This is a genomic window from Candidatus Magnetaquiglobus sp., assembly GCF_058402785.1.
The window spans coordinates 13998-18533 of the sequence record NZ_JBZVFG010000062.1 but is presented as its reverse complement, the minus strand read 5'-3'; the positions used below and the strand labels follow the sequence as shown (position 1 = coordinate 18533).

Sequence of the window (4536 nt, the reverse complement as noted above, 5' to 3'; positions counted from 1 at the left end):
CCATGGAACTCCCGAAGGGAGGTCCATGGTACGGGGGGTGTGGGGGTTCTCCCCCATCATGCCAAGTTACCATGGAACTCCCGAAGGGAGGTCCATGGTACGGGGGGTGTGGGGGTTCTCCCCCATCATGCAAGTTACAACGCCGCCCGCATGTCCTCTCCGGTCGTAAGCCGTTCATTGTCCACGCACAAGGTTTGAGAAACGCCCATGGGCACGGTCAGCAGACGCGGCGACAAGAGCAAGGAGGCGATCGAACCGGATCTTTTCGCGCCGGTCGCCGTGGATACCCGCGAACCCGATCTGTACATCGAACCGAACGACCGTCCGGGCGCCCTCCCCACGACCCACCCCCCCTCAGGCGCCTCCTTGGGCGGTGGACCGTTCATCGGACCCAACGACCGTCCGGACGCCATCCCCGCGCCACCGCCCCCACCCAAAACGGCTCCGTCCAAGGGGAGACCGACTCCCGGCAAACCCGTTTCCAAAACGCCACCGCCCAAAAAATCCAGCGGCTTTCTGTGGCGCTGGACCAAACGGTTGTTCCTGCTCGGCCTGTTGGGGATCGTGCTGGGCATCGGCGCGGTCTGGGCGATCTATCTGCACTACTCCGAGGGGTTGCCGACCTTGAACGGTCTGGCCGATTACCGCCCCAATCTCCTCACACGCGTCTACGCACGCGATTACCAGTTGATGGGCGAGTTCTACATCCAACGCCGGCTGTTCATCCCGCGCGCGGAGATGCCGCAACGCCTGGTCGATGCGGTGCTGGCCATCGAAGACTCGCGCTTCTATCAACACCCCGGCATCGACATGACCGGCATCGCCCGCGCCGTGGTCGCCAATCTCAAGGCCGGTGGCCGCCGGCAAGGAGCCTCGACCATCACCCAGCAGGTGGCCCGCACCTTCCTGCTCACGTCGATCAAAAGCTTCGAACGCAAGGTCAAGGAGATCATCCTCTCCCTGCAGATCGAAAAACGCTTTTCCAAGGACGAGATCCTCGAACTCTACCTCAACCAGATCTATATGGGCGCCGGTGCCTACGGCATGGGCGCCGCGGCCCACGCCTACTTCGGTCGCGACGTGTCGGAACTCTCCCTCGGCCAGATGGCCATGCTCGCCGGCCTGCCCAAGGCACCCAGCTACTACAGCCCGTGGCGTGATCCCGAGAAAGCCAAGGCGCGCCAGAAACTGGTCCTCAACCGCATGATGGAACTGGGCCTGGCCACCGCCGAGGAGGTCAACGAGGCGATCGAGGCGCCGCTCAACCTGGTGCGTCCCAAGGAGTCCCTGGAACAGGTGGCCCCGCACTACCTCGAGCATGTGCGCCGCACCATCCTGGACGAATGGGGCAGCGACCAACTGTTCAACGGCGGACTGGAAGTGCATACCGCCCTGGATCCGCGTCTGCAACGGGCGGCCCAGCACGCGGTCCACAAGGGACTCACCGACTACGACCGCCGCCACGGCTATCGCGGCCCGTTGACCCGTCTGGCCGATCACGGCCCGCGTGGACGGCAGGGGTGGCTCAAAAGCCACGAGAAAAGCCGGCCCACCACCGCCGGATATGTCCATGCCCTGATCCTGGAAATCCCCAAGCAGGGCCCGGCCCTGGCCATGCTCACCAACGGCAAGGAGATCCAGCTCCCCTTCGAGGGGATGAAATGGGCCCGCCCGAAACGCAAGGATGCCAAGGACAGCCGCGACGGCAAGGATCTCGGTCCCACGCCCAAAAAGATCGCCGACGTGCTCGCTCCGGGCGACGTGGTGCTGGTCGATCCGCCGGAAGGCAAGCGCACCCACTACGCCCTCGCCCAGGAACCGATCGCCGAGGCGGCCCTGGTGAGCATGGATCCGCACACCGGTCAGGTGTGGGCGATGGTGGGCGGCTACGACTTCGCGCGCAGCGAGTTCAACCGCGCCATCCAGAGTCAGCGTCAACCGGGATCCTCGTTCAAACCGTTCATCTACACCGCGGCCATGGAGAAAGGGTTCTCCCCGGTCGATCGCATCGATGACAGTCCCCTGCCGATCACCTACCGCGACCCGAACACCGGCGAGTCGAAGGTGTGGCAGCCGGAAAACTACGAACGCAAATACTACGGTCCCACCACCCTGCGCGTGGCCCTGACCCACTCGCGCAACCTGGTGACCGTGCGCATCGCCAAAAGCATCGGCATCCCGCAAATCGCCGTCTACCTGAAGAACTTCGGCCTGGAGATCCCGGCGGAACGGCAGGATCTCTCCCTGTCGCTCGGCTCCATGGGCTTCTCCCCGCTCAAGATGACCGCGGCCTACACCGCCTTCGCCAACGGCGGCAAGCGGGTCGAACCGGTCTACATCACCCGCGTGCAGGACCGCTTCGGACGCACCGTGTTCCGCCACTCCGGCGGCGACTGCCAACTCTGCCACCAGGAGCCGGAACGGATCATCCCGCAGGCGGGCGAGTCCCCGAGCACCCCGAAATTCGGCAAGCCGGCCCTCAATCCGGCCAGCGTCTACCAGGTGGTCAACCTGATGAAGGGGGTGGTGCGCTACGGCACGGCACGCAAGGCCTTGGTGCTCAACCGTCCCATCGCCGGCAAGACCGGCACCACCAACGACTATCGCGATGCCTGGTTCATCGGCCTGGCCCCGTCACTGGTGGCCGGGGTGTGGGTAGGCATGGACGACTTCTCGATTCTGGGCGAAACCGGCGGCACCGCCGCCTTGCCCATCTGGATCGACTACATGCAGGAGGCCTTGAAGGATCAGCCGGTCACCGATTTCACCGTGCCGCCCGGCATCTCGCTGGAGGAGATCGACGGCGAAACGGGTGAACTGCCCTCGGCGCAAACCACACAACGGGTATTCGAGGCCTTCAAGGCCGGTCAGATGCCTCTGACCACCGCGGCCACCCAGGAGAGCGGCGGTTCGGGCTGGCATGCGCCGGAAGGCTCCGAAGAGGAGGTGCTCACCTCGGATCCATCCGCGGACGGGACGACCGGTCAACCGACCAACGTTCCCTCCTCCTGGGGCAACGCTCCGACAGGTGGCAAGCCGACCCCGGCCCCGACGGGCGGCGTCCCCTCCTCCTCCTGGGGCAACGCCCCGGCGGGTGGCAAGCCGTCTCCGGCGACGACCGCGACCAAACCGGCACCCGCGCCGGTGACCGGCACCAAACAACCAACCCCAACCCCGGCCACCCCTCCGGCGGAGAGCGTCCCCTCCTCGTCCTGGACCATCCTGCCGCTGGATGATGCGCCCGCCGCTCCACCAGCCCCCGCAGTTCCCTCATCTTCCTGGAACACCCCCCCGGCGGCCACGGCTCCCTCATCTTCCTGGAACAGCGCCCCGGCGACGAACAAACCGGCTCAGGCAACCAAACCGGCCCCGGCCCAGGCAACCAAACCGGCTCCGGTTCAAGCGACCAGGCCGGCCCAGACCGCTCCACCCCCCGCGAGCGGTCGCCCCCATCCTCCGGCCACCGGTCGCCAGGGCCAGGGCGATATGGACGGCGGATTGTACTGACCTCATCCCGAGGCCCGCGCGGTTTGTCCTGTCCGCGCGGGCCGGATTTCCGGTTGTCCCCTCCGGATTCCCGGACTCCCCACCAACTCCAACAGCCCGCACATTTCTCTTGCCCAATGGCACGTCTTGACGGATGATACCCGGAAACGGTTCTCAAGGACGGCGAAAGGATAACCTGGGTGGGCAACACCGACTGGCACAATCTGGTTGGGGCAACCCTCAAGGAGCTGTTGGAACCGGTTGGGATCGAAGTCCGCATGGAAGTGCCGGTCACCATCGCGCCTCCCAGGGCGGACCTGATTCTGATCCGGCGTCAGCAGGGAGGCTGGACCGAAGCCCAACGCCTGTTCCTGGCGGACGGATTGGTGGATCTGGAAGCCGATCATATTCTGGTGGAGTTGAAGATCACCGAAAGCCTGACGGAGGATGCGCTCACCTGGTTGTCGATGTATGACACCTTGTTCCTGGAGAGCGCGGGTCTGCAAAGGGGGCAGTTGCAGAGTGTTTTGATCGCGGCCATCACGCCACGGCCAGAGTTCCTGGAGCGCTTCGCCTTTCTCCCGTTCGGACCCGGCGGGGTCTACGCGAGCCAACCGCTCTGGGGCGGAACGATCCGTCTGATTCTGTTGAACGAACTGTCGGACGAAAAACGGAACGCACCGCTGAAGTGCTTTGCCAGCCGCCAGGCGGAGAGAAAAAAGGCGTTTGAGACCATCAAACAGACCGGCCTGTTTCGAATTTCGGTGACGTTTGGTCAAACTGTTATCGGCTTATGGAGGTTGCTCATGCAAGGTTCGTTGAACAGCCCGGAGATGGAAGGGGTCAGCCCGGAGCAGGTGGCGCTGCTCGGCAGGGAGTGGTTCGATTTCCTGCTGGACGTCATGCCCGAAGAGGAGTTGATCGCCATCCCGAAACTGGAGCAGCTGGTTCTGCAAGGCCGCCAGGAAGGGATCCGGATTGGGGAACTGAGAGGAGAACTGAGAGGGGAACTGAGAGGGGAACTGAGAGGGGAACTGAGAGGGGAACTGA

General features: G+C 64.6%; 1 protein-coding gene and 1 pseudogene. Both read left to right on the top strand.

The features are described 5' to 3' along the window. The first annotated feature begins 207 nt into the window (after positions 1-207). Positions 208-3507, top strand: coding sequence for a penicillin-binding protein 1A (locus ACV4UY_RS15135; protein WP_491608408.1), 3300 nt, complete (start codon positions 208-210; stop codon positions 3505-3507). Between the two features lie 179 nt (positions 3508-3686). Next, a pseudogene (locus ACV4UY_RS15130) lies at positions 3687-4536 on the top strand (hypothetical protein); the annotation flags it as partial.